This is a genomic window from Pseudomonas sp. GD03858, assembly GCF_029840925.1.
In the GTDB taxonomy this organism is placed as follows: Bacteria; Pseudomonadota; Gammaproteobacteria; order Pseudomonadales; family Pseudomonadaceae; genus Aquipseudomonas.
Map to the genome: position 1 here is coordinate 38,536 of NZ_JAOCDM010000002.1, position 22,391 is coordinate 60,926.

General features: G+C 63.8%; 21 protein-coding genes. 8 read left to right on the plus strand and 13 right to left on the minus strand.

The window, feature by feature from the left end:
• Together N5D48_RS01200 and hutC are read right to left on the minus strand one after the other, a co-directional pair.
• Nucleotides 1-573 (minus strand): HutD family protein, encoded by a 573-nt coding sequence (locus tag N5D48_RS01200; RefSeq protein ID WP_279880200.1) that lies wholly within the window; start codon nucleotides 571-573, stop codon nucleotides 1-3.
• The gene (hutC, locus tag N5D48_RS01205) at nucleotides 570-1,280 is read right to left on the minus strand and encodes a histidine utilization repressor (protein WP_279880364.1); all 711 of its coding nucleotides are present in this window, start codon (nucleotides 1,278-1,280) and stop codon (nucleotides 570-572) included. Before hutC ends, N5D48_RS01200 begins: the two co-directional genes overlap by 4 nt.
• A gap of 144 nt (nucleotides 1,281-1,424) precedes the next feature.
• Between hutC and N5D48_RS01210 the strand changes: the two genes are divergently transcribed.
• The gene (locus N5D48_RS01210) at nucleotides 1,425-2,789 is read left to right on the plus strand and encodes a formimidoylglutamate deiminase (protein WP_279880202.1); all 1,365 of its coding nucleotides are present in this window, start codon (nucleotides 1,425-1,427) and stop codon (nucleotides 2,787-2,789) included.
• Nucleotides 2,790-2,937: 148 nt separating this feature from the next.
• Here N5D48_RS01210 and N5D48_RS01215 read toward each other — a convergent pair whose 3' ends face one another.
• Entirely contained in the window at nucleotides 2,938-3,510 is a 573-nt protein-coding gene (locus N5D48_RS01215) for a lipocalin family protein (protein ID WP_279880205.1), read from the minus strand.
• Nucleotides 3,507-3,761 carry an outer membrane protein assembly factor BamE gene (gene bamE, locus N5D48_RS01220; RefSeq protein ID WP_028688397.1) on the minus strand — a complete coding sequence of 85 codons (255 nt, stop codon included), beginning with the start codon at nucleotides 3,759-3,761 and terminating at the stop codon, nucleotides 3,507-3,509. The genes N5D48_RS01215 and bamE overlap by 4 nt, the downstream gene beginning before the upstream one ends.
• 223 nt (nucleotides 3,762-3,984) lie before the next feature.
• Between bamE and N5D48_RS01225 the strand changes: the two genes are divergently transcribed.
• The gene (locus N5D48_RS01225; protein WP_279880210.1) at nucleotides 3,985-5,877 is read left to right on the plus strand and encodes a methyl-accepting chemotaxis protein; all 1,893 of its coding nucleotides are present in this window, start codon (nucleotides 3,985-3,987) and stop codon (nucleotides 5,875-5,877) included.
• A 122-nt stretch (nucleotides 5,878-5,999) separates the two neighbouring features.
• Here N5D48_RS01225 and N5D48_RS01230 read toward each other — a convergent pair whose 3' ends face one another.
• The 3 genes from N5D48_RS01230 to N5D48_RS01240 all read right to left on the minus strand — a co-directional run bounded on the left by N5D48_RS01230 (nucleotide 6,000) and on the right by N5D48_RS01240 (nucleotide 10,246).
• Nucleotides 6,000-6,596 carry a DUF924 domain-containing protein gene (locus N5D48_RS01230; RefSeq protein WP_279880212.1) on the minus strand — a complete coding sequence of 199 codons (597 nt, stop codon included), beginning with the start codon at nucleotides 6,594-6,596 and terminating at the stop codon, nucleotides 6,000-6,002.
• Nucleotides 6,597-6,599: 3 nt separating this feature from the next.
• Nucleotides 6,600-7,610 (minus strand): class 1 fructose-bisphosphatase, encoded by a 1,011-nt coding sequence (locus N5D48_RS01235; protein WP_050707287.1) that lies wholly within the window; start codon nucleotides 7,608-7,610, stop codon nucleotides 6,600-6,602.
• 170 nt (nucleotides 7,611-7,780) lie between these two features.
• On the minus strand, nucleotides 7,781-10,246 hold the full coding sequence (locus N5D48_RS01240; protein WP_279880216.1) for a glycogen/starch/alpha-glucan phosphorylase: 2,466 nt from the start codon (nucleotides 10,244-10,246) through the stop codon (nucleotides 7,781-7,783).
• A gap of 198 nt (nucleotides 10,247-10,444) precedes the next feature.
• On the opposite strand from N5D48_RS01240, the gene N5D48_RS01245 reads away from it, so the two are divergent.
• Nucleotides 10,445-10,849: a YkgJ family cysteine cluster protein gene (locus N5D48_RS01245; protein WP_198744613.1), complete on the plus strand. Its 405-nt coding sequence runs from the start codon at nucleotides 10,445-10,447 to the stop codon at nucleotides 10,847-10,849.
• 199 nt (nucleotides 10,850-11,048) lie between these two features.
• Here the strand turns inward: N5D48_RS01245 and typA are convergent, their stop codons facing one another.
• Both typA and thiI read right to left on the minus strand, forming a co-directional pair.
• The gene (typA, locus tag N5D48_RS01250) at nucleotides 11,049-12,869 is read right to left on the minus strand and encodes a translational GTPase TypA (RefSeq protein ID WP_027921032.1); all 1,821 of its coding nucleotides are present in this window, start codon (nucleotides 12,867-12,869) and stop codon (nucleotides 11,049-11,051) included.
• Nucleotides 12,870-12,996: 127 nt separating this feature from the next.
• Nucleotides 12,997-14,451, minus strand: a complete 1,455-nt coding sequence (thiI, locus tag N5D48_RS01255; protein ID WP_279880221.1) for a tRNA uracil 4-sulfurtransferase ThiI — start codon at nucleotides 14,449-14,451, stop codon at nucleotides 12,997-12,999.
• 488 nt (nucleotides 14,452-14,939) lie between these two features.
• Between thiI and glnA the strand changes: the two genes are divergently transcribed.
• From glnA to ntrC, 4 genes are all read left to right on the plus strand, one after another.
• The gene (glnA, locus tag N5D48_RS01260; RefSeq protein WP_279880223.1) at nucleotides 14,940-16,346 is read left to right on the plus strand and encodes a glutamate--ammonia ligase; all 1,407 of its coding nucleotides are present in this window, start codon (nucleotides 14,940-14,942) and stop codon (nucleotides 16,344-16,346) included.
• Between the two features lie 153 nt (nucleotides 16,347-16,499).
• The gene (locus N5D48_RS01265; RefSeq protein WP_279880226.1) at nucleotides 16,500-17,039 is read left to right on the plus strand and encodes a chorismate mutase; all 540 of its coding nucleotides are present in this window, start codon (nucleotides 16,500-16,502) and stop codon (nucleotides 17,037-17,039) included.
• A 254-nt stretch (nucleotides 17,040-17,293) separates the two neighbouring features.
• Entirely contained in the window at nucleotides 17,294-18,379 is a 1,086-nt protein-coding gene (gene glnL / locus N5D48_RS01270; RefSeq protein WP_279880228.1) for a nitrogen regulation protein NR(II), read from the plus strand.
• Nucleotides 18,376-19,812: a nitrogen regulation protein NR(I) gene (ntrC, locus tag N5D48_RS01275; protein ID WP_279880231.1), complete on the plus strand. Its 1,437-nt coding sequence runs from the start codon at nucleotides 18,376-18,378 to the stop codon at nucleotides 19,810-19,812. The genes glnL and ntrC overlap by 4 nt, the downstream gene beginning before the upstream one ends.
• 290 nt (nucleotides 19,813-20,102) lie before the next feature.
• On the opposite strand, the gene N5D48_RS01280 is transcribed toward ntrC, so the two are convergent.
• Nucleotides 20,103-20,540: a hypothetical protein gene (locus N5D48_RS01280; RefSeq protein WP_279880235.1), complete on the minus strand. Its 438-nt coding sequence runs from the start codon at nucleotides 20,538-20,540 to the stop codon at nucleotides 20,103-20,105.
• Here N5D48_RS01280 and trmL point away from each other — a divergent pair.
• The gene (trmL, locus tag N5D48_RS01285) at nucleotides 20,539-21,000 is read left to right on the plus strand and encodes a tRNA (uridine(34)/cytosine(34)/5-carboxymethylaminomethyluridine(34)-2'-O)-methyltransferase TrmL (RefSeq protein WP_279880238.1); all 462 of its coding nucleotides are present in this window, start codon (nucleotides 20,539-20,541) and stop codon (nucleotides 20,998-21,000) included. The genes N5D48_RS01280 and trmL overlap by 2 nt on opposite strands.
• 171 nt (nucleotides 21,001-21,171) lie before the next feature.
• Here the strand turns inward: trmL and secB are convergent, their stop codons facing one another.
• Genes secB through N5D48_RS01300 form a run of 3 tightly spaced genes read right to left on the minus strand, consistent with a single transcriptional unit; the run spans nucleotide 21,172 to nucleotide 22,363 of the window.
• The gene (gene secB / locus N5D48_RS01290; RefSeq protein WP_279880240.1) at nucleotides 21,172-21,654 is read right to left on the minus strand and encodes a protein-export chaperone SecB; all 483 of its coding nucleotides are present in this window, start codon (nucleotides 21,652-21,654) and stop codon (nucleotides 21,172-21,174) included.
• 39 nt (nucleotides 21,655-21,693) lie between these two features.
• Nucleotides 21,694-21,948, minus strand: coding sequence for a glutaredoxin 3 (gene grxC / locus N5D48_RS01295; protein ID WP_258703394.1), 255 nt, complete (start codon nucleotides 21,946-21,948; stop codon nucleotides 21,694-21,696).
• A 1-nt stretch (nucleotide 21,949) separates the two neighbouring features.
• The gene (locus N5D48_RS01300; protein WP_279880247.1) at nucleotides 21,950-22,363 is read right to left on the minus strand and encodes a rhodanese-like domain-containing protein; all 414 of its coding nucleotides are present in this window, start codon (nucleotides 22,361-22,363) and stop codon (nucleotides 21,950-21,952) included.
• Nucleotides 22,364-22,391 lie beyond the last annotated feature (28 nt).

The following is a 22,391-nucleotide window of genomic DNA, read 5'->3' on the forward strand; positions in this document are numbered from 1 at the left end:
TCAACGTGTAATGAGCTCTATCAGGCAGAACCGCCCTTGCACATCCATTTCCAGCAACCCCTCGTTGCCATCGACCCGCAGGCAGTCATATCGCCCAAGCTGCTGCGCACTCTCCCCGGCCAACCCCACCTCGACATGATTGCCAGCGGCAAACAGCAACAGCGTCGCCGCCGAACTGAACACCCGGTTGCCGCCATCGAACCACTGCAACCGCGCCCGATACCGCTGCGGCGCATAGATCAGGTTGAAATCGCGGATCGCCCCGCCCAACAGCTTGCAGCTGACCTGGCTTTCACCACTGAAGGCGAACGCATCGAACGGCAGCAGTGGCCGACTGGCCTGGCCATCGACCAGCAAACGCATGCCATCGCCCTGCAGCACGGTGATGATCCGCTGGTACCCGGCGAAGGTGGAAAAACCACCGGACTCCTCGATGTCGGCGATCGACAGGCGCCAGCCGAAACCGTCGAGGCTGTCGCCAGCGTCGCGGGTGATCTCCTCAGTGAAGCCCCCACCATTTTTCCAGGGCATGCGCGGGTAATCCTGGGCGCGCAACAGCTGCAACTGGGTCATTTGCTGAACCTTCCTTCCAAGCGATGACGGGAACCGGGGTGGATCAGGCGCGCGGCGGTTACCGGTTGGCGGCCCGACCAGGTGCGACGGCGGATCAGCAGGCACGGCTCGCCCCGCTCGATCTGCAACAGCGTGCATTCTTCAGGCTCGGCGAGGATGGCCTCGACCACGTGCTCGCCCTCGGTCAGCGGCGCGACCTGCGACAGGTAGGCGTAGGGCGTCTGCCGGGTGAAATCCTGCTTGAGGTAATCCGGGGCGATGGCGGCGTTGACGTAGCGGTCCTCGATCTGCACCGGCACGCCGTTCTCGTAATGCACGATCAGCGAGTGGAACACCCGCTGGCCTTCGCGCATGTCCAGGGCCAGGGCGCGCTCGGAACCAGCCGCCTCTTCGGCCAGGGTGATCACCTGGCAGCTATGCTGGTGGCCACGGCCAGCGATCTCGTCGGCGATGTTGTTGACCTCGAACAACGCCGAGCGGCTCTTGGGTTCGGCGACGAAGGTGCCGACGCCCTGCATGCGCACCAGCAGGCCTTCGGCGGTCAGTTCGCGCAAGGCGCGGTTGATGGTCATGCGGCTGAAGCCCAGCTCGCTGACCAGCTCGCTCTCCGAAGGCACCCGGTGATGAGGCGGCCAGTTGCCGCTCTCGATCTGCTGGATGATCATCTGTTTCACCCGGGCGTAGAGCGGCGCCGGCCCTTCGCCCATCTGGGCAACCAGCGCGGAGACAGGAGGTGTCGGCACGGCGTTGAATCCTTGTACGGTTGGCGTGAACGGTAGCTTGCCGGAGTTTACCCGGCAGGCAAACGGCTGTATATGTATATACAAGTTAACAATAACAGGATTTCACCGATGTCCGCCTATTTCGCCGAACGCGCCCTGCTGCCCTCGGGCTGGGCCCGCAATGTCCGCCTGGAGGTCGCCGCCGACGGCCGACTGGCCTCGATCGAGGCCGATGCCAGCGCCGCCGGCGCCGAGCGCCTGGCCGGGCCATTGCTGCCAGGCATGCCCAACCTGCATTCGCACGCGTTCCAGCGGGCCATGGCGGGGCTGGCGGAAGTGGCCGGCAACCCCAACGACAGCTTCTGGACCTGGCGCGAGCTGATGTACCGTCTGGTCGGCCGGATCACCCCGGAGCAATTGCAGGTGATCGCCCGCCAGCTGTACATCGAGATGCTCAAGGCTGGCTACACCTCGGTGGCCGAGTTCCATTACGTGCACCATGACCAGAACGGCCAGGCCTACGCCGACCCTGCCGAGCTGTCGCGCCGCATCAGCGCCGCCGCCAGTGCCAGCGGCATCGGCCTGACCCTGCTGCCGGTGCTGTACAGCCATTCCGGCTTCGGCGGCCAGGCCCCCAACGACGGCCAGCGACGCTTCATCAACGCCACCGAGCAGTACTTGCGCCTGCAACAGCAGCTTGCCCCCTTGCTGACGCAACAACCGGCGCAGGCGCTGGGACTATGCTTCCACTCCCTGCGTGCGGTGACGCCGGGCCAGATCGCCGATGTGCTGGGCGCCGGCGATGCGGCCTGCCCAGTGCATATCCACATTGCCGAGCAGCAGAAGGAAGTCGATGACTGCCTGGCCTGGAGCGGCCGCCGTCCGCTGCAGTGGCTGTACGAACACGTCGATGTCGATCAGCGCTGGTGCCTGGTCCACGCCACCCACGCCGAAGCCGACGAAGTCACCGCCATGGCCCGCAGCGGCGCGGTGGCCGGATTGTGCCTGACCACCGAGGCGAACCTGGGCGACGGTATCTTCCCGGCGGTGGACTACCTGGCCCAGGGCGGGCGTATGGGCATTGGCTCGGACAGCCATGTGTCGCTCAGCGTGGTCGAGGAGCTGCGCTGGCTGGAGTATGGACAGCGCTTGCGCGACCAACGGCGCAACCGGTTGTATCGCGGCGACCAGCCGATGGTTGGCCGCACCCTCTACGACGCCGCGCTGGCGGGTGGCGCCCAGGCGCTGGGGCAGCCGATCGGCGAACTGGCCGTGGGCAAGCGCGCGGACTGGCTGGTGCTCGATGGGCAGGATCCATACCTGGCCGTGGCCGACGGCGATGCCATCCTCAATCGCTGGCTGTTCGCGGGCGGCGATCGCCAGGTGCGCGATGTGATGGTCGACGGACGCTGGGTGGTACGCCAGGGGCGGCATGGCCAGGAAGAGGAAAGCGCGGCGGCGTTTGTCGAGGTATTGCGCCAGCTTCTAGCCTGAACGCCGGCTCTGTAGGAACGCCCTTGTGTCGCGAAAGGGGTGCGAAGCGCCCCCAGGGTTTCAATGTCAATGCACATATCGCCGGGGCCGCTCTGCGGCCCTTTCGCGACACAAGGCCGCTCCTACAGGGGACGAGTCAGCCTGCTGCTCAATGCCGGGCGACGATCTCTCTGTCGGGCGTGCGCCAGATCAGCCGATTGGTGTCATACCCCTGCTGCCGAGCCTTGGCCAGCAGGCTCTCGCGCTCCCAGGCCGGCAGCGAAGGCGAGCGCGACAGAATCCACAGGTACTTGCGGTCCGGACTGCCGACGATCGCCGTGCGGTAGCGCTCGTCGACGAACAGGATCCAGTAGTCGCCCTTGGCCACCCCCGGCACCAGGCGGGTGAACCAGTTGTCGAACTCCACCCACAGCTTGTCGGTGTGCCCGGCCTCCTGCTGCGTGGCATGGCCTTCGGCGCGCAGCCACTCGTCGCCCAGGGTGCGGCAGCGATTGAGCACGCCGACCGTGCCATCGGGCTTGAGGTTGTAATGGGCCTCGGACTGGGCGCAGCCGTCCTGGTACTTCATCGGCAGGCGCGCCAGCTCGAACCATTTGCCCTGGTAACGCTTGAGGTCGACCGCACCCGCGGTCTTCGGCGCCAGCGGGTCGGTGGCCGAGGTGGCGCAGCCACCCAGCAGCATCACCAGGCACACGCCCAGCAGCAGGTGCAGACGCCTCATTTGAGGCCCTGCCCGGAATACATCAGGACCTTGTCCGCGGCGTACTGCACGCTGATGAAGCTCTTCTCGTCACCCCAGGTGCAGCTGCTCATGCCCAGCGCGCCGGAACACTCCTTGGGCGAGCCCAGCAGTTGCTCGACCTCGGCCTTGTTCATGCCGGCCTTGAGCTTGGAATAGTTTTCCTGGTTGATCTTGCTGCAGGCGGTCAGGACGACGCACAAGGACAACAGGGCGAGGGAACGCAACGACATGAAGGACACTCCTGGAGGTGGATACGCAGGGACGAGAACCTGCAGGGAGCTTAGAAGGGAAAATGGCTCCTCGGTTCCCTGCGCCCCCAGGTTTAGTAGTGCTCCGTTGGTCGGCTGGCGCGCAAACGATTAATGTTTTATCCCGGCGTGACGACATAGAGCGGTGGCGTGGCCTTTTGCCGCACCCACCTCTTTTTAGTGCCCGTGCGCAGACTTCAAAAAAATGACCAAGAACCTCAAGTTCAGCCACAAGATCCTGCTGGCCGCCGCTTTGGTGGTGGCCGTCGCCTTTACCTGCTTCGTCCTGTTCAACGACTACCGACAGCGCCAGTCGCTGCGCAGCGACACCGAATCGACATTGCAGTCACTGGGCAACCTGACCGCGGGCAACATCCGCACCTGGCTCGACAGCCGTATCCAGCTGGTGAACTCGGTGGCCCAACAGATCGCCGTCGACGGACCGACCAAGGGCAGCCTCGAGCGCATCCTGGCGTTGCCGGTGTACAGCGGCAACTTCATCCTCACCTACTTCGGCGGCCAGGACGGCAGCATGCAGTCGGTGCCGCTGGGCAACCGCGCCGCCGACTACGACCCGCGCGTGCGCGGCTGGTACAAGGCGGCCAGCGCGGCAGGCCAGACGATCGTCACCGAGCCATACATCTCGGTCTCGGCCGGCAAGTTGGTGATCACCCTGGCCACCCCGGTGCAGCAGGGCGGGCGCATGATCGGCGTGAGCGGTGTTGATACCGACCTGCAGACCATCAGCAACCTGATCAACACCCTGGACTTCGGCGGCCACGGGCACGCGTTCATCGTCAACGGCGAAGGCAAGGTGCTCATCCACCCCAAGGGCGAGCTGGCGCTCAAGACCCTGGCCGATGTCTACCCCGGCAACGATCTGCGCATCGGCAGCGGCCTGAAAGAAGTCGAGATCGAGGGTCGCCGGCAGTTCATCAGCTTCACCCATGTCGACGGTGTGCCATCGGCGGACTGGTACGTGGCGCTGGTGCTGGACCAGGATGCGGCCTTCGCCATGCTCGGCGAATTGCGCAGCTCGGCGGTGGTGGCGACGTTGATCGCGGTGGTGGTGATCATCGCCCTGCTCGGCCTGTTGATCCGCGTGCTGATGGAGCCGCTGCACGTGATGGGCCGCGCCATGCGTGACATCGCCGAGGGCGAAGGCGACCTGACCCGCCGCCTGAACATTCACGCCCAGGACGAGTTCGGCAGCCTGGCGCAGTCGTTCAACCGCTTCGTCGAGCGCATTCACGAGTCGATCCGCGAGGTGGCCTCGGCCACCGGCCAGGTGAATACCGTGGCCAGCCAGGTGGTGAGCGCCTCCAATGCCTCGATCCACAACGCTGACCAGCAGTCGAGTCGTACCAGCAGCGTGGCCGCCGCCATCAACCAGCTGGGCGCAGCCGCCCAGGAGATCGCCCAGAACGCCGCCCTCGCCTCGCAGCACTCCAGCGCCGCCCGTGGCCTGGCCGAAGAAGGCCAGCAGGTGGTCGGTGAGACCATCGAGGTGATGAACCAGCTGTCGGCACGCATCAGTGACGCCAGCGGCAATATCGAGACGCTGAACAACCACACGGCGAACATCGGCCAGATCCTCGATGTGATCAGCGGCATCTCGCAGCAGACCAACCTGCTGGCGCTCAACGCCGCCATCGAGGCCGCCCGCGCCGGTGAGGCTGGCCGCGGCTTCGCGGTTGTGGCGGACGAGGTGCGCAACCTGGCCCACCGTACCCAGGACTCGGCGCAACAGGTGCAGCGGCTGATCGAGGAACTGCAGGCCGGCGCCCAGGTGGCGGTCAGCACCATGAACCAGAGCCAGCAGCACAGCGACCGCAGCGTCGGCATCGCCAACCAGGCCGGCGAGCGCCTGGGCAGCGTCACCCAGCGTATCGGCGAGATCGACGGCATGAACCAGTCGGTGGCCACCGCCACCGAGGAGCAGACGGCCGTGGTCGAGTCGATCAATGTCGACATCACCGAGATCAACACGCTGAATCAGGAAGGGGTGCACAACCTGCAGAGCACCTTGCGTGCCTGCAGCGACCTGGAGCATCAGGTCGAGCGGTTGAAGCATCTGGTGGGGAGTTTCAGGATCTGATTCGAAGGCCCTGGGGGCCGCTTTGCGGCCCATCGCGACACAAGGCCGCTCCTACAGGGGAATGCGATTTCCTGTAGGAGCGGCCTTGGGTCGCGAAAGGCCTGCGCAGCAGGCCCGGCTATTCAGAAGCGGGACCCAGGCTCCAGCAAGAAATCCATCTCCTCGCTGGTGCTCGGCCGCTCCAGCACCAGGTTGCGGTGCGGGAAGCGCCCGAAGCGGGCTATCACCCGCTGGTGTTGCTCGGCATAGTCGAGGAAACCTTCGAACAACCGGCGATTGGCTTCCGGCTGCTCGTCCAGCAACGCCTGATAACGCTCGACGCACAGGTTCTGCCAGTCCAGCACCTCGGCATGCTCCAGCACCAGCAGCACGAATACCCGCTGGATCGGCAGCAGCTGGTAGTCCCAGCCTTTCTGCAGGCCCTGCATCGCCACCACCTGGGCCCGCCGATCGCCTTCGAAGGCGCGCGGCGTGTCGCGATGGATCATGCGTGGCATCTGGTCCAGCAAGATCAGCAAACCCAGCCAGCCCTGCGGACTCTGCTGCCACTCGTCGAGCCCGCCCGCCAGGGCCTGCTCGGTGAGATCGCCGAACAGCGCCTGGGCATCGGCATCGTGGTGCTTGCCGAACCACAGCGTGCTCTTCTCGTCAGCCACGGCCTGGGGACTGGAGCCCCAACCGAACCACCACTCCAGCAACGGCTGCCAAGGTGCCAGCATGACTTACTCCTTGTGGTAGGCGGTGACGCGCTCTACCTCTTCCTTCGAGCCGAGAATCACCGACACGCGCTGGTGCAGGCTCTCCGGCTTGATATCGAGGATGCGCTCGTAACCGTTGGTGGAAGCGCCACCGGCCTGTTCGATGATGAACGACATCGGGTTGGCTTCGTACATCAGGCGCAGCTTGCCCGGTTTGCTCGGCTCGCGGGCATCGCGCGGGTACATGAACAGACCGCCACGGGTCAGGATGCGGTGCACGTCGGCCACCATCGAGGCGATCCAGCGCATGTTGTAGTTCTTCTTCAGCGGACCGGTCTCGCCGGCCAGCAGCTCGCCCACGTAGCGCTGTACCGGGGCTTCCCAGTGACGCTGGTTGGACATGTTGATGGCGAACTCGGCGGTGGTTTCCGGTACGCGGATGTTTTCGTGGGTCAGGACGAAGCTGCCCAGCTCGCGGTCCAGGGTGAAGCCCTTGACGCCGTTGCCCAGGGTCAGGATCAGCATGGTCTGCGGGCCGTAGATGGCGTAACCGGCGGCGACCTGCTCGGTGCCTGGCTGCAGGAAGGCATTCTCGTTAAGGCTTTCGTTCTGGCTCAGGTACTGGTTAGGGCAACGCAGTACCGAGAAGATGGTGCCGACCGACACGTTGACGTCGATGTTCGACGAACCGTCCAGCGGGTCGAAGACCAGCAGGTAGGCGCCTTTCGGGTACTTGCCCGGGATCTGGTAGGCGTTGTCCATTTCCTCGGAGGCCATGCCGGCCAGGTGGCCGCCCCACTCGTTGGCCTCGAGCAGGATGTCGTTGGAGATCACGTCGAGCTTCTTCTGCACTTCGCCCTGCACGTTTTCGGTGCCCATGCTGCCCAGCACGCCGCCGAGGGCACCCTTGGACACGTGGTGGCTGATCTCCTTGCACGCACGCGCCACCACTTCGATCAGGAAGCGCAGATCGGCAGGGGTGTTGTTGCTGCGGGTCTGCTCAATCAGATAGCGACTCAGGGTAACGCGGGACATGTATGGCTCCGAAGTGGAAAGGGGGAGAAAAACCCCCGCAGTTTACAGGGAGAGTTGCGGGCTAGCGAGCAAAGAGACTCGTCGGGTGAGGTTGAGTTCAGCAAGCAGCCGGCCGGTGGTCGGTTCGACAGCCATCGCGGCGGCCCGACTTGCCCCGCGATGCCCCTGGCTCAATCCAACGCCTTCCAGATCTCGGTCGCATACTCGCGAATGGTCCGGTCCGACGAGAACCAGCCCATCCGCGCGGTGTTGAGCACCGCCATGCGCCACCAGTCCTGCGGTGAATGCCACAGTTCCTCGACCCGCCGCTGGGCATCCCAGTAGGCATCGAAGTCGGCGCATACCAGAAAGCGATCATAGGCGATCAAGCCATCCACCAACCCGGCATAGCGCGCCGGGTCGTCCGACGAGAACACCCCGCTGCGGATCGCCTGCAGCACATCACCCAGGCGATGAGAGGCGGCGATCGCCGCGGCGGCGCCGAAATCGCCGCTGCGCTTGCGCGCCTCCACCTGCTGGGCGGTCAGGCCGAAGATGAACATGTTCTCGGCGCCCACCTGCTCGCACATCTCGACATTGGCGCCATCCAGGGTGCCGATGGTCAGCGCGCCATTGAGGCCGAACTTCATGTTGCTGGTACCGGACGCCTCGTAGCCAGCGGTGGAGATCTGCTCGGACAGATCCGCTGCCGGGATGATGCTCTCGGCCAGGCTGACGTTGTAGTTGGGCAGGAACACCACCTTGAGCAGGCCGCGCACGGTCGGGTCGTTGTTGACCACCCGGGCGATGTCGTTGGCCAATTTGATGATCAGCTTGGCCTGGTGGTAGCTGGCCGCCGCCTTGCCGGCGAAGATCTTCACCCGCGGCACCCAGTTGGTGCCGGGGTCGTTGCGCATGGCCTGGTACAGCGCCACGGTGTGCAGCAGGTTGAGCAGCTGGCGCTTGTACTCGTGGATGCGCTTGACCTGGACATCGAACAGCGCCTCCGGGTTGACCGTCACGCCCAGGCGGTCCTGGATGATGCTGGCCAGGGCACGCTTGCTGTGCAGGCGCTGAGCGGCGAACTGCTTGCGGAAGGTGGCCTTGTCGGCGAAGGGCGCCAGGCCCTTGAGCTTGCCTTCCGGGTCGTCCAGCACCTCCGGCCCCAACGCCTCGATCAACATCGCCGTGAGTTGCGGGTTGGACTGGTACAGCCAGCGGCGGAAGGTGATGCCGTTGGTCTTGTTGTTGATGCGCTGCGGATAGAGCTTGTGCAGTTCGGCGAACACCGTGCTCTTCATCAGCTTGCTGTGCAGCGCCGACACGCCGTTGACGCTGTGCGAGCCGAGGAACGCCAGGTTGCCCATGCGCACCCGGCGGCCATTGTCCTCTTCGATCAGCGACACCGCGCGCAGCACGTCGAAGTCGTGCAGGCCTTTGGCGCGCAAGGCATCGATATGGTAGGCATTGATCAGGTAGATGATCTGCATGTGCCGGGGCAGCATGCGCTCCATCAGCGCCACCGGCCAGGTTTCCAGGGCCTCGGGCAGCAGGGTGTGGTTGGTGTAGGCCAAGGTCCCGACGGTCAGCTCCCAGGCTTTGTCCCAGGGGATTTCGTGCTGGTCCACCAACAGGCGCATCAGTTCGGCCACGGCGATCGACGGGTGGGTGTCGTTGAGCTGGATGGCCGCGGCGTCCGGCAGGTTGAGCAGGTCCTTGTGCATGTTCAGGTGACGGCGCAGCAGGTCCTGCAGCGAGGCGGAGACGAAGAAGTACTCCTGGCGCAGGCGCAGCTCCTGGCCGGCCTCGGTGCTGTCGGCCGGGTACAGCACCCGCGAGATACTCTCGGCGCGGGCCACCTCGGCCACCGCGCCCAGGTGGTCGCCGGCATTGAAGCGTTCCAGGTGCAACTCCTCCAGCGCCCGAGCCCGCCACAGGCGCAGGGTGTTGACGCTGGCGCCGCGCCAGCCGACCACCGGCGTGTCGTAGGCCACCGCCCGCACCGTCTCGCCCGGCCACCAGACCTGGCGCTGCTGGCCATTGCTTTCATGCACGGTCTCGACGCTGCCGCCGAAACTGATCGGATAGATAACCTCGGCACGCTCGAACTCCCAGGGGTTGCCGAAATCCAGCCAGTTCTCGGTCTGTTCCTGCTGCCAGCCATCGACCACGGCCTGGCGGAACAAGCCATGCTCGTAGCGGATGCCGTAGCCGTGGGCGGCAATGCCCAGGGTCGACATGCTCTCCATGAAGCACGCTGCCAGGCGTCCCAGGCCGCCATTGCCCAGTGCCGCGTCGGGCTCCAGCAGGCGAATGCGCTCCAGGTCAACGTCCAGCCCTTGCAGCGCCTCGCGCGCGATCTCCAGATAACCCAGGTTGCTCAGGCTGTCGTACAGCAGACGGCCGATGAGGAACTCGAGGGAGAGGTAGTAGACGCGCTTCTGGCTGCGCCGATAGGCCTGGCGGGTGTGATCCATCCAGTGATCGACCATATGGTCGCGGGCGGCCAGGGCGATGGCCTCGAACCAGTCGTGGTCGAAGGCGTGTTCCGGGTCCTTGCCGACCGCGTAGGTCAGCTTGGCCAGCACGGCGGCACGAAAGGCCGCCACCTCTGCACTATGGTCCTTTTCGTCACGGGCTTCGGTTTCCTGGGACATGAGGCATCCTCGGGCAAATGGGCGAAAGCGCAGGGAGATTGTTCAGCCTAGACGCTCTGACACGGAGCGACAGCGACGGTTCGCGGTTTTCACCAACCGCTCGCCGAACCGGCAAAAGGTTGTTCACAATTTGAACAACTCCGGTATGATCGCGCGCCCCAAAACCGTGATTTCCCTTGCAAGAATAAAACCGCAACCATGAAACCGACCCTGATCGCCGCCGCCGAAGTCGACCGCCTGGAGACCTGGCAGCGCTATGCCAGCCATATGTGCGGTGGCTGCCACTCGACCTGCTGCACCCTGCCGGTGGAGGTGAAGATCAAGGATCTGATCCGCATCGGCGTGGTGGACGAGTTCGAGAAGGACGAGCCGCCGAAGAACATCGCCAAACGCCTGCAAAAGGACGGCATCATCGAACGCTTCAACCAGAAGTCGGGGATCTTCACCCTGACCCGGATGAGCAACGACGACTGCCTCTATCTGGACCGCAAGAGCCGGCTTTGCACCATTTATGACAAGCGCCCGGATACCTGCCGCAATCATCCCAAGGTCGGGCCGCGTCCGGGGTATTGCGCGTACAAGCCCAAGGTGGCTACCCGCTGATCCTGCTTTGCTTTTGAAATCCTGGGGGCTGCTTTGCAGCCCATCGCGACACAAGGCCGCTCCTACAGGGGGCCGCGATCTCCTGTAGGAGCGGCCTTGTGTCGCGATGGGCCGCAAAGCGGCCCCAAAATCTGAAGGCAAACAAAAACGCCCCCGGCCTTTCGACCGGGGGCGTTTTCATTCAGCCTGAACCAATGACTCAGTTCTTGGCTTTCTTGGCAGCGCGGGTACGCTCGCCTTCGTCGAGGATCTTCTTGCGCAGACGGATCGACTTAGGAGTAACTTCGCACAGCTCGTCGTCCTGGATGAATTCCAGGGCCTGCTCGAGGGTGTGGCGAACCGGCGGAACCAGGGCGATGACTTCGTCCTTGCCCGAAGCACGCATGTTGTCGAGCTTCTTGCCTTTGGTCGGGTTCACGCCCAGGTCGTTGTCACGGCTGTTCAGGCCGATGATCTGGCCGTTGTAGATCTCCTGGCCGTGCTCAACGAACAGCTTGCCGCGAGCCTGCAGGGTTTCCAGCGAGTAGGTCAGTGCCTTGCCGGTCTCGACCGAAACCAGGACACCGTTCAGACGGCCGGACATCTGGCCCGACTTCATGGTGTCGTAGCGATCGAAGATCGAGGTCAGGATGCCTGCACCGTTGGTCAGGGTCAGGAACTGGTTACGGAAACCGATCAGACCACGGGCTGGAATGTTGTATTCCAGGCGAACACGGCCCTTGCCATCCGGCACCATGTTGGTCAGGTCGCCTTTACGCAGACCCATCTCTTCCATGACCTTGCCCTGGGATTCTTCAGGGATGTCGATGGTGACGTTCTCGAACGGCTCCTGCTTGACGCCGTCGACTTCACGGATGATCACTTCAGGACGGCCAACAGCCATCTCGAAGCCTTCGCGACGCATGGTTTCGATCAGTACCGACAGGTGCAGCTCGCCACGGCCCGATACCTTGAACTTGTCAGGGGAATCGGTTTCCTGAACGCGCAGGGCAACGTTGTACAGCAGCTCTTTGTCCAGGCGGTCCTTGATGTTACGGCTGGTGACGAACTTGCCTTCCTTGCCGCAGAACGGCGAGTCGTTGACCTGGAAGGTCATCGAAACGGTTGGCTCGTCGACGGTCAGCGGCTTCATCGCCTCTACCGCGTCCGGGGCGCACAGGGTGTCGGAAATGAACAGCTCGTCGAAGCCGCTGATGCAGACGATGTCGCCAGCCTGGGCTTCCTCGACGTCGACGCGGTGCAGACCGTGGTGACCCATCAGCTTCAGAATACGGCCGTTACGCTTCTTGCCGTTGGTGTCGATGGCGACGACCGGGGTGTTCGGCTTGACGCGACCACGGGCGATGCGGCCAACACCGATAACGCCGAGGAAGCTGTTGTAGTCCAGTGCCGAGATCTGCATCTGGAACGAACCGTCACGGTCGACGTCCGGGGCCGGTACGTTGTCGACGATCGACTGGTACAGCGCGGTCATGTCTTCGCCCATGGCGGTGTGGTCCAGACCGGCGATGCCGTTCAGGGCCGAGGCGTAGACGACTTTGAAGTCCAGCTGTTCGTCGGTGGCGCCGAGGTTGTCGAACAGGTCGAAGATCTGGTCCAGAACCCAGTCAGGACGCGCGCCCGGACGGTCGACCTTGTTGATCACGACGATCGGCTTCAGACCGGCTTCGAAGGCCTTCTTGGTCACGAAGCGGGTTTGCGGCATCGGGCCGTCCTGGGCGTCGACCAGCAGCAGCACCGAGTCGACCATCGACATTACACGCTCGACCTCGCCACCGAAGTCGGCGTGGCCGGGGGTGTCGACGATGTTGATGTGGTAGCCGTTCCAGTTGATGGCGGTGTTTTTCGCCAGAATGGTAATGCCGCGCTCTTTTTCCTGGTCGTTGGAGTCCATGACGCGCTCGTCGTTGAGCTCGTTGCGCTCCAGGGTGCCGGACTGGCGCAGGAGTTTGTCGACCAGGGTGGTTTTACCATGGTCAACGTGGGCGATGATGGCGATGTTACGCAGATTTTCGATCACAACTGTATCTCGATCAGAGGATTCGGTTGCCGCCAGTGTAGGCGGCCAATGTGTACGGTTTGCGGCTCAGCGGGCCCGGTGGTCGGGAGGGCGATGGCGGATGCTGCCGCCATACAGCCCTGGGGTCTTATGTCGGACGATAAACACGCACATTGGCATGTCCCTCACTGAGCAGGTGGTGTGCGTGCAGACGGCTCATCACACCCTTGTCGCAATACAGCAGGTACTGGCGGTTGGCATCCAGGTGCTTGAACTTACTGTTGATCGCGTAGAACGGCAGGGCCTGGACTTCGATGCCCTCGATCACCAGGGGTTCATCTTCCTGAGCGTCGGGGTGGCGAATGTCGATGACGATCTGGCCCGGCAGGGCCTCGGCCACCTCTTCGATTTCGACGTCCTTGCCCAGTTCGTCGATCACATGGTCGATGGAGATGAACTTGGCGCGCTCCAGGGCGCGCTCCAGCACCGCCATGTCGAACTGCTTCTCTTCGTGCTCCATGCGATGACGCTTGGCATGGGTGGTCGGGTTCACCGAGATCACGCCGCAGTACTCGGGCATGTGCTTGGCGAAGTCGGCTGTACCGATTTCGGTGGCCTGGTCGATGATGTCCTGCTTGTGGCTGGCCAGCAGCGGGCGCAGCACCAGCTTGTCGGTGGCCGAGTCGATGATCGACAGGTTCGGCAGGGTCTGGCTGGAGACCTGGGAGATCGCCTCGCCGGTGACCAGGGCATCGATCTGCAGGCGCTCGGCCATGCGCTCGGCGCCGCGCAGCATCATGCGCTTGAGGGTCACGCCCATGTAGCTGTTGTCGACCTTGTTGAGGATTTCGCCGACCACTTCCTCGAACGGCACGCTGATGAACAGCACACGCTGGCTGCTGCCGTACTTTTTCCACAGGAAGTGGGCCACTTCCATCACACCCAGTTCGTGGGCTCGGCCACCGAGGTTGAAGAAACAGAAGTGAGTCATCAGGCCGCGGCGCATCATCTGGTAGGCGGCCACGGTGGAGTCGAAGCCACCGGACATCAGCACCAGGGTCTGCTCCAGGGCGCCCAGCGGGTAGCCGCCGATGCCGTTGTGCTGGTTGTGGATCACGTACAGGCGCTGGTCGCGGATCTCGATGCGCACCAGCACTTCGGGCTTCTTCAGCTCGATGCCGGCGGCGCCGCACTGCTGGCGCAACTGGCTGCCGACGTAGCGGTCGACGTCCATCGAGGTGAAGTCGTGGTGGCCGCCGCGCTTGCAGCGCACGGCGAAGTGCTTGCCGGCCAGCAGGTGGCCGAAGTGGTGCTTGCACTTGGCGACGATGTCGTCGAAGTCGCCCAGCGGGTACTCCTCGACCTGCAGGAAGTGGGTGATACCCGGGGTGCAGGTGAGGCGCTCGATCATCTCGCGCTGGATCTTCTCGTCCTCGACGCGGGTGACCACCTCGAGATTGTCCCAGACACCATCGACCGCGAGCTCAGGATCGAGGTCCTTGAGCACGTTGCGGATGTTCTTGCCGAGCTGGCGGATGAAGCGCTTGCGCACCGGCCGGCTCTTGATGGTGATTTCCGGGAAGACTTTGACGATAAGTTTCATTGGTTTAACAGCGCGCGCAGGGCCTGCCAAAAATAGGGGGCGCGAATTATAGCGGAAATCGCTCAAGGTTTGAGCAACTTTTGATCAGAAGCTTTGCAATGAATGCGACAGGGGCTTCTGCAGCGCCTGTACCGGCCCTTTCGCGGGCAAGCCCGCCCCCACAGGGATCGCACAATCATTGCAACCAGTGGAGATCCTGTGGGAGCGGGTTCACCCGCGAAAGGGCCTCCGAAAGAAGCACAAAGCCTCAGGCATGCACCAAAATAGTGCCTCGCATTCAAAAAGCGCCTTTTAAGGGTGCATTCTTTCCACCCCGCCACCTCGCAAATGCCCGCCTACGCCCCCTTTTATCCCACGCTCGCCATTTTTGGGCACTGGCATGCAATTTGCTCCCTTGTGAGGCAGGTAAGCTTGGCCGACTATCCGCGCCCGGCAACACCCTTTTTCCAGGGCAGCGGCTAAGCGCCCTAGACCATCCGGAGGACAACATGTCGAAGTCGGTTCAACTCATCAAAGATCATGACGTCAAGTGGATTGATCTGCGTTTCACGGACACCAAGGGCAAGCAGCACCACGTCACCATGCCGGCTCGCGATGCGCTGGATGAGGACTTCTTCGAAGCCGGCAAGATGTTCGACGGCTCGTCGATCGAAGGCTGGAAAGGCATCGAAGCCTCCGACATGATCCTGCTGCCGGACGACTCGTCCGCCGTGCTGGACCCGTTCACCGAAGAGCCGACCCTGATCCTGGTCTGCGACGTGATCGAGCCGTCCACCATGCAGGGCTACGACCGCGACCCGCGCGCGATCGCCAAGCGCGCCGAAGAGTTCCTGAAATCCACCGGCATCGGTGACACCGTACTGGTGGGCCCGGAGCCAGAGTTCTTCATCTTCGACCAGGTCAAGTTCAAGTCGGACATCTCCGGCTCGATGTTCAAGATCTACTCCGAGCAAGGCTCGTGGATGACCGACCAGGACGTCGACGGCGGCAACAAGGGCCACCGTCCGGCCGTCAAGGGCGGCTACTTCCCGGTTCCGCCGTGCGACCACGACCACGAAATCCGTACTGCCATGTGCAACGCCATGGAAGAGATGGGCCTGGTCGTCGAAGTTCACCACCACGAAGTGGCCACCGCCGGCCAGAACGAGATCGGCGTGCGCTTCAACACCCTGGTGACCAAGGCTGACGAAGTCCAGACCCTGAAGTACTGCGTGCACAACGTGGCCGACGCCTACGGCAAGACCGCCACCTTCATGCCGAAGCCGCTGTACGGCGACAACGGCTCGGGCATGCACGTGCACATGTCGATCTCCAAGGACGGCAAGAACACCTTCTCCGGCGAAGGCTATGCCGGCCTGTCCGACACCGCCCTGTACTTCATCGGCGGCATCATCAAGCACGGCAAGGCCCTGAACGGCTTCACCAACCCGGCCACCAACTCCTACAAGCGTCTGGTGCCTGGCTTCGAAGCCCCGGTCATGCTGGCCTACTCGGCCCGCAACCGTTCCGCCTCGATCCGTATCCCGTACGTGTCCAGCCCGAAAGCCCGCCGTATCGAAGCGCGCTTCCCGGACCCGGCCGCCAACCCGTACCTGTGCTTCGCCGCCCTGCTGATGGCTGGCCTGGACGGCATCCAGAACAAGATCCACCCAGGCGACGCGGCCGACAAGAACCTGTACGACCTGCCGCCCGAAGAGGCGAAAGAGATTCCACAGGTTTGCGGCAGCCTGAAGGAAGCCCTGGAAGAGCTGGACAAGGGCCGTGCGTTCCTGACCAAGGGCGGCGTGTTCTCCGACGACTTCATCGATGCCTACATCGAGCTGAAGTCCGAAGAAGAGATCAAGGTCCGCACCTTCGTCCACCCGCTGGAATACGACCTGTACTACAGCGTGTGATGTAGGCGACGCCTTGGCGTCACCGGCATCGCTGTGAAACGGCCTCCCTCGGGAGGCCGTTTTCATTTTCACGCTCGCAGAATCGGACTAAACCTATGGCCGACTTCGCTCGTTTGCTGAGACTCAGGTCTCCATTCAATCCAGGAGATCGCCATGCGTACCGCCCTTGTCCTGACTTGCAGCCTGGCCTTGTCCGGCTGTGCCTCCCCAACATCGCCCGATCCGGCACTCGAGCACCTGCTCGACACCCTCGAGCAGCGCCTGGACCTTGCCGAAGCAGTCGCCCTGCACAAGTGGGACCAGCGCCAGCCGGTGCAGGCCAGCGCGCGCGAAGCCCAGGTGCTGGCCAGCGTGCGCCAGGCCGCTCCCGCCCATCACCTGGCGCCCGCTCGGGCCGAAGCCTTCTTCGCCGACCAGATGGAGGCGAACAAACTGCTCCAGTATCACCTGCTGGATACCTGGCACCTCGCGCGGCAGGCGCCCAACCTTCCCCGGCGCGACCTGGGCAGCGACGTACGCCCCGAACTGGACCGCCTGCAAGGCCAACTGCTCGCCGCCCTCGCCCGCTTCGACCAGGCACCATCCACTGCGTGCGGTGAGCGCCTCGCCGATGCCCTGCAGCAGCGCACGGACGATCCTGGCCGCCATCTTGCCCTGGTCCGCGCCAGCGGCCAGCTGTGCAAAACGCCCTGATCGCCCTATGCTCCATATTGGTGCACGAGAAAGCAACGCGCCCCATCATGCACCCCAATTTGGTTCACAAGAATCGATAAACCAGGGCTTTCTGGCCCGAATTCGCGCAAACCCAGGGCTTTATCGGCAAATTCCGCTTCTTTTCGGAGCCTTGGTTTGGTTCTTGCATTTTCACTGCATCCAGCACGTCATCCGTGCGCGCTCCTGGCCAGCCCCGGGAGCGCCAATGTGCCAAAAGAGGTCAACGACGCCTTATGACCATCAGCGATGCACAGCACCGTCTGCTCCTGGACAACCTGACCACCGCCACGCTGCTGCTCAATGGCGAGCTGCGCCTGGAGTACATGAACCCGGCCGCGGAGATGCTCCTGGCCGTCAGCGGCCAGCGCAGCCATGGGCAGTTCATCAGCGAGCTGTTCACCGAGTCGACCGAGGCGCTCAACTCGCTGCGCCAGGCGGTGGAACAGGCGCACCCGTTCACCAAGCGCGAAGCGCAGCTGACCTCGCTGACCGGCCAGACCATCACCGTCGACTACGCCGTGACGCCGATCCTGCACCAGGGCCAGACCCTGCTGCTGCTCGAGGTGCACCCCCGTGATCGGCTGCTGCGTATCACCAAGGAAGAGGCCCAGCTGAGCAAGCAGGAAACCACCAAGATGCTGGTGCGCGGCCTGGCCCACGAGATCAAGAACCCGCTGGGCGGGATTCGTGGCGCGGCGCAGCTGCTGGCCCGCGAACTGCCGGAAGACGGCCTGCGCGACTACACCAACGTGATCATCGAAGAGGCCGACCGCCTGCGCAACCTGGTCGACCGCATGCTCGGCTCGAACAAATTGCCCTCGCTGGCCATGACCAACATCCACGAAGTGCTCGAGCGCGTGTGCAGCCTGGTCGAGGCCGAGAGCCAGGGCGGCATCACCCTGGTCCGCGACTACGACCCGAGCCTGCCGGACGTGCTGATCGACCGCGAACAGATGATCCAGGCCGTGCTCAACATCGTGCGCAACGCGATGCAGGCCATCGGTAGCCAGAACGAGCTGCGCCTGGGCCGTATCAGCCTGCGCAGCCGCGCCGTGCGTCAGTTCACCATCGGCCATGTACGCCACCGCCTGGTGGCGCGGGTCGAGATCGTCGACAACGGCCCCGGCATCCCCGTGGAACTGCAGGACACCCTCTTCTATCCCATGGTCAGCGGCCGCCCGGACGGCACCGGGTTGGGCCTGGCCATTACCCAGAACATCATCAGCCAGCACCAGGGCCTGATCGAGTGCGAAAGCCACCCCGGCCATACCGCCTTCTCGATCTACCTGCCCCTGGAACAAGGAGCTACCGCCCCATGAGCCGAAGTGAAACCGTCTGGATCGTCGATGATGATCGCTCCATCCGCTGGGTCCTGGAAAAAGCCCTGCAACAAGAAGGCATGACCACCCAGAGCTTCGACAGCGCCGACGGCGTGATGGGCCGCCTTGCCCGCCAGCAACCGGACGTGATCATCTCGGATATCCGCATGCCGGGCGCCAGCGGCCTCGACTTGCTGGCGCAGATCCGCGAACAGCACCCGCGCCTGCCGGTGATCATCATGACCGCCCACTCCGACCTGGACAGTGCCGTGGCCTCGTACCAGGGCGGCGCCTTCGAGTACCTGCCCAAGCCGTTCGACGTCGACGAGGCGGTATCGTTGGTCAAACGCGCCAACCAGCATGCCCAGGAGCAGCAGGCGCTGGACGTGCCCCAGGCCCTGGCCCGCACCCCCGAGATCATCGGCGAAGCCCCGGCGATGCAGGAGGTGTTCCGCGCCATCGGCCGCCTCAGTCACTCCAACATCACCGTGCTGATCAACGGCGAGTCCGGCACCGGCAAGGAGCTGGTGGCCCACGCCCTGCACCGCCACAGCCCGCGCGCGGCGGCGCCGTTCATCGCCCTGAACATGGCGGCGATTCCCAAGGACCTGATGGAGTCCGAGCTGTTCGGCCATGAAAAAGGCGCCTTCACCGGCGCCGCCAACCTGCGCCGTGGCCGTTTCGAGCAGGCCGACGGCGGCACGCTGTTCCTCGACGAGATCGGCGACATGCCCGCCGACACCCAGACCCGCCTGCTGCGGGTGCTGGCCGACGGCGAGTTCTACCGGGTCGGTGGCCATGTGCCGGTCAAGGTGGACGTGCGCATCATCGCCGCCACCCACCAGAACCTCGAATCACTGGTGCAGGCCGGCAAGTTCCGCGAAGACCTGTTCCACCGCCTCAATGTGATCCGCATCCACATCCCGCGCCTGGCGGATCGACGCGAGGACATCCCGGCCCTGGCCCGTCACTTCCTGGGCCGCGCCGCCCAGGAGCTGGCGGTCGAGCCCAAGCTGCTCAAGCCGGAGACCGAAGAGTTCATGCGCAACCTGCCCTGGCCGGGCAACGTGCGCCAGCTGGAGAACACCTGCCGCTGGATCACCGTGATGGCGTCCAGCCGCGAGGTGCTGATCGGCGACCTGCCGCCGGAGCTGCTCAACCTGCCCCAGGATGCCGCGCCGGTGACCAACTGGGAGCAGGCCCTGCGCCAATGGGCCGACCAGGCCCTGGCCCGTGGCCAGTCGAGCCTGCTCGACAGCGCCGTGCCGAGTTTCGAACGCATCATGATCGAGACCGCGCTCAAGCACACCGCCGGTCGCCGCCGTGACGCGGCAGTGCTGCTGGGCTGGGGGCGCAATACCCTGACGCGCAAGATCAAAGAGCTGGGGATGAAGGTCGATGGCGGGGATGAGGATGATGGTGAGGAACACTGACGCCTGACCACCTGTACCGACGCATTCGCGGGCAAGCCCGCTCCCACAGGATCATCTAGGCCCTGTGGGAGCGGGCTTGCCCACGAATGCGTTTGCGACATCTCCAGCTTGCCCTGCACCGAAGCTGTGCCACTTGCACCGTATGAAGGCAAAAATCCCATCAAATTCTGACCAGGAAGCCCTCAACACTAGTATTTCCGGGCATCTAAAACCTGGCACGCCACCTGCAATAGCCAGCGTACCCACAGTTTCGGGGACCCTGGTACAGGCAGGCCGGGATATCCCCTCTTTTATTCGTGCAGCCTGACCTGCACCCGCCAACGCCCATCGTCCTCTGCGCCGGTCCACTCGCCGCGCAGGGGACGAGCGGCCACCACGGTCAGCAGCAACCCCTGATCGCTCTTCTGCAGGCGCCAGCCCACCGGCTTGCCCTGCAGCATCAGCTGGCCACGCTGGACCTTGCCTTGGGCCTCGAACACCACGGCCACGGTGCCCTCGACATTCTCACCATGCAGCTGGGGCTCTTCGTTGAACCACAGGTCGAGCCCATCCTGCACCACCGCCACCTGTTCCAGCACCCGCTCCTCGGGCGCGGTAAGGCGGCCGATCATCATGCCCACCATCAGTCCGACGATGGCCAGCGACAGGATCACTCGCGGGAAGGCCTTCGAACGCAGGTCCGGTTCGAGGGTAGAATGCTCGTCATCTTCACGCCTGGAGCCGTGCATGTTTCACGTCATCCTTTTTCAACCAGAAATTCCGCCGAATACCGGCAATATCATCCGCCTGTGCGCCAACAGCGGCTGCGACCTGCATCTGATCGAGCCGATAAGCTTCGAACTCGATGACAAGCGCCTGCGCCGGGCCGGGCTGGATTACCACGAGTATGCCACGCTAAAGCGCCATGCCAGCTTGGCCGCGTGCCTGGAGAGCCTGGGCAATCCGCGGCTGTTCGCCTTCACCACCAAGGGCTCGCATCCGTTCCACGAGGTCGAGTACCAGCCGGGTGACGCCTTCCTGTTCGGCCCAGAAAGCCGTGGCCTGCCAGCGGACGTGCTGGACAGCTTGCCGGCGGAGCAACGCCTGCGTCTGCCGATGCGGCCAGGGTGCCGGAGCCTGAACCTGTCCAATACCGTGGCGGTGACGGTATATGAGGCGTGGCGGCAACAGGGGTTCGCCGGGAGCTGATGTGTTGAATGCACCGGCCTCTTCGCGGGCAAGCCCGCTCCCACAGGGACTGTGCTGCGTTCAGGGCCCACACAATACCTGTGGGAGCGGGCTTGCCCGCGAAGAGGCCGGCACAGATGACACATGAAAAAGGCGACCACGAAGGTCGCCTTTTTCATTACCGGCAAAAAATCACTGCACGGTCGGCACTTCACCGGCTTCCTGCATGCGCTGCATCTCTTGCGCGTACAGGGCGTCGAAGTTGACCGGCGACAGCATCAGGGCCGGGAACGAGCCACGGGTCACCAGGCTGTCCAGGGTCTCGCGAGCGTACGGGAACAGGATGTTCGGGCAGAACGCGCCGAGGGTGTGGCTCATCGAGGCCGCATCGAGGCCCGCGATCAGGAAGATGCCGGCCTGCTGCACTTCAGCGATGAAGGCGACTTCGTCACCGTTCTTGACGGTCACCGACAGGGTCAGCACCACCTCGTGGAAGTCACCTTCCAGGGCCTTCTGGCGGGTGTTCAGGTCCAGCCCGACACTCGGCTCCCACTGCTGGCGGAAGATCTGCGGGCTTTTCGGCGCCTCGAACGACAGATCGCGCACGTAGATGCGCTGCAGGGAGAATTGCGGGGCGTTGGCTTCGGCAGCGCCGTTGTTCTGTTGGTCAGTCATTGCAGATCCTTTTCCTAATGTTCTTGAATGCAGTGCGAATCAGGCCGCCAGCAGCGCGTCGAGCTTGCCCGCGCGCTCCAGGGCGTAGAGGTCATCGCATCCACCGACGTGCGTGCCGCCGATCCAGATCTGCGGCACCGAGGTACGGCCGGCCTTCTGGCTCATTTCGGCGCGAACCTGGGGCTTGCCGTCGACCTTGATCTCCTCGAACGCCACGCCCTTGCTCTCGAGCAGGTACTTGGCGCGCATGCAGTAGGGGCAGTAGTCGCTGGAGTAGACGATGACGGGCTTCATATCACTTCACCAGGGGCAGGTTATCGGCTTTCCAGCTGGAAACGCCACCGCTGAGCTTGGCAGCGGTGTAGCCAGCCTTGAGCAGTTCGCGGCAGATGGTGCCGGACTGCTGGCCCATCGCGTCGACGACGATCAGGGTCTTCTCTTTGTGTTTTTCCAGCTCGGTCATGCGGCCGGCCACCTTGTCCTGCGGGATGTTCAGCGCGCCGACGATGTGGCCCGCGGAGTATTCCTTGGCCGGACGGATGTCGATCACCAGCGCCTTCTCGGCGTTGACCAGCGCGGTCAGCTGGCCATTGCTCAGGCTCTGGCCGCCGCGACGGACTTCGTTGACCAGCAGCAGGACCAGCAGTACAACGAAGATCGCTACCAGGATGAAGTGGTTTGTCGCAAATTGGATCAGGTTAGCAACCATCAGGGGTGTTCCAGGCGATTGAAAATGG

Coding starts and splice junctions, on each gene's coding strand:
- N5D48_RS01215 (WP_279880205.1), bottom strand. CDS start 3,510: ATGAGGCGTCTGCACCTGCTGCTGGGCGTGTGCCTGGTGATGCTGCTG.
- N5D48_RS01300 (WP_279880247.1), bottom strand. CDS start 22,363: ATGGTTGCTAACCTGATCCAATTTGCGACAAACCACTTCATCCTGGTA.
- glnA (WP_279880223.1), top strand. CDS start 14,940: ATGTCGAAGTCGGTTCAACTCATCAAAGATCATGACGTCAAGTGGATT.
- ntrC (WP_279880231.1), top strand. CDS start 18,376: ATGAGCCGAAGTGAAACCGTCTGGATCGTCGATGATGATCGCTCCATC.
- N5D48_RS01245 (WP_198744613.1), top strand. CDS start 10,445: ATGAAACCGACCCTGATCGCCGCCGCCGAAGTCGACCGCCTGGAGACC.
- N5D48_RS01240 (WP_279880216.1), bottom strand. CDS start 10,246: ATGTCCCAGGAAACCGAAGCCCGTGACGAAAAGGACCATAGTGCAGAG.
- N5D48_RS01230 (WP_279880212.1), bottom strand. CDS start 6,596: ATGCTGGCACCTTGGCAGCCGTTGCTGGAGTGGTGGTTCGGTTGGGGC.
- N5D48_RS01225 (WP_279880210.1), top strand. CDS start 3,985: ATGACCAAGAACCTCAAGTTCAGCCACAAGATCCTGCTGGCCGCCGCT.
- N5D48_RS01265 (WP_279880226.1), top strand. CDS start 16,500: ATGCGTACCGCCCTTGTCCTGACTTGCAGCCTGGCCTTGTCCGGCTGT.
- N5D48_RS01280 (WP_279880235.1), bottom strand. CDS start 20,540: ATGCACGGCTCCAGGCGTGAAGATGACGAGCATTCTACCCTCGAACCG.
- glnL (WP_279880228.1), top strand. CDS start 17,294: ATGACCATCAGCGATGCACAGCACCGTCTGCTCCTGGACAACCTGACC.
- N5D48_RS01210 (WP_279880202.1), top strand. CDS start 1,425: ATGTCCGCCTATTTCGCCGAACGCGCCCTGCTGCCCTCGGGCTGGGCC.
- thiI (WP_279880221.1), bottom strand. CDS start 14,451: ATGAAACTTATCGTCAAAGTCTTCCCGGAAATCACCATCAAGAGCCGG.
- N5D48_RS01200 (WP_279880200.1), bottom strand. CDS start 573: ATGACCCAGTTGCAGCTGTTGCGCGCCCAGGATTACCCGCGCATGCCC.
- trmL (WP_279880238.1), top strand. CDS start 20,539: ATGTTTCACGTCATCCTTTTTCAACCAGAAATTCCGCCGAATACCGGC.
- bamE (WP_028688397.1), bottom strand. CDS start 3,761: ATGTCGTTGCGTTCCCTCGCCCTGTTGTCCTTGTGCGTCGTCCTGACC.
- secB (WP_279880240.1), bottom strand. CDS start 21,654: ATGACTGACCAACAGAACAACGGCGCTGCCGAAGCCAACGCCCCGCAA.
- grxC (WP_258703394.1), bottom strand. CDS start 21,948: ATGAAGCCCGTCATCGTCTACTCCAGCGACTACTGCCCCTACTGCATG.
- N5D48_RS01235 (WP_050707287.1), bottom strand. CDS start 7,610: ATGTCCCGCGTTACCCTGAGTCGCTATCTGATTGAGCAGACCCGCAGC.
- hutC (WP_279880364.1), bottom strand. CDS start 1,280: ATGGGCGAAGGGCCGGCGCCGCTCTACGCCCGGGTGAAACAGATGATC.